The organism is Actinoalloteichus spitiensis RMV-1378, assembly GCF_000239155.1.
Classification (GTDB): domain Bacteria; phylum Actinomycetota; class Actinomycetes; order Mycobacteriales; family Pseudonocardiaceae; genus Actinoalloteichus_B; species Actinoalloteichus_B spitiensis.
This window is the reverse complement of the sequence record NZ_AGVX02000459.1, coordinates 1-1,107: the sequence shown is the minus strand read 5'-3', so window position 1 is coordinate 1,107 and position 1,107 is coordinate 1. Positions and strand designations below refer to the sequence as shown.

Sequence of the window (1,107 nt, the reverse complement as noted above, 5' to 3'; positions counted from 1 at the left end):
GGCGGCCGGCCGTGGTGCGGCAGCCGGGCAGCGGGAGGGGCGCCGTGCGGCCGCTGTTGCCGACCGCCTGGACGCTGTCCGTCCTGTGGGGGCTCGTGGGTTTCCTGCTGTGCCTGGTCTCGGCACCACTGCTCGCCGACGCGTTGGGCAGCCCGGAGGCCACCGGGGTGATCCGCCTGATGTCGGTGAACCTCGTGCTGGACGGGTTCGCCGCCGTGCCGGGGGCGTTGCTGACCAGGGAACTGGCCCAGGCGAGGCGGTTGGTCGCCGATGTCTCCGGGATGGCGTTGAACCTGGCGGTGACCGGGGTGCTCGCCGTCCTCGGCGCGGGAGCCTGGTCCCTCGCGGGCGGGAACATCGCGGGAACGGCGCTGGTGGTGGTGCTGTTGGTGGTGCTCGCCGGGATCCGGCCGAGTTTCGGCCTCCACCGGGCGCACGCGGCCACGATCACCCGGTGCGGTGCGGCGATGCTGGGTTCCTCGACCGTCCTGGTGCTGGCGCAGGCCACCCCGCAGCTGGTCACCGGGTCGCTGCTCGGGGCGAGCGCCCTCGGCCTGCTCTACCTCGCCTCCAACGTGGCCAACTGGCCGGCCGCCATCGTCACCGGCACGGTCGAGCGGGTGGCGCTCGCGACGTTCTCCCGGGTCCGGGAACGGGGTGGGGACCTCTCCCGCGCTGTCTCGGGGGTCTTCGGGCTGGTCGGGGTCGTCGTCCTGCCCGGAGGGGTCGGACTCGCGGTGCTCGCCGAACCCCTCGTCCTGGTCCTCTACGGTCCGGAGTGGTCACCGGCGGCCACCGCGCTGTCCGGTCTCGCGGTCGCCGCCGTCGCCCGCGTCGTCTCGGAACTCGTGTTCAACCTCATGGTGGCCACGGGCGCCCTGGCGTCCTCCGTCGGTGTGCAACTGGCCTGGCTCCTCGCGCTCGTACCGGTCAGCTGTGCCGGCGCGTGGTGGTGGGGGTTGGCGGGCGTCGCCTGGGCGCAGGCGCTCGTCGCCGCGACCGTCGCGTTGCCGTTGCAGGTGTGGGGGGCGCACCGGGCGGGGGTCCGGGTACGGGAACTGGCCCGGGGGGTGGGGCCGGCGGTCGTTCTCGGCCTGCTCAGTCCGG

Annotated in this window: 1 protein-coding gene; it reads left to right on the top strand. The window is 74.4% G+C overall.

Going from position 1 to position 1,107, the window contains the following annotated elements; translation table 11 throughout:
* Positions 1-44: 44 nt before the first annotated feature.
* On the top strand, positions 45-1,107 hold a 1,063-nt coding region (locus ACTIDRAF_RS0219085; protein ID WP_169533990.1), incomplete at its 3' end, for an oligosaccharide flippase family protein.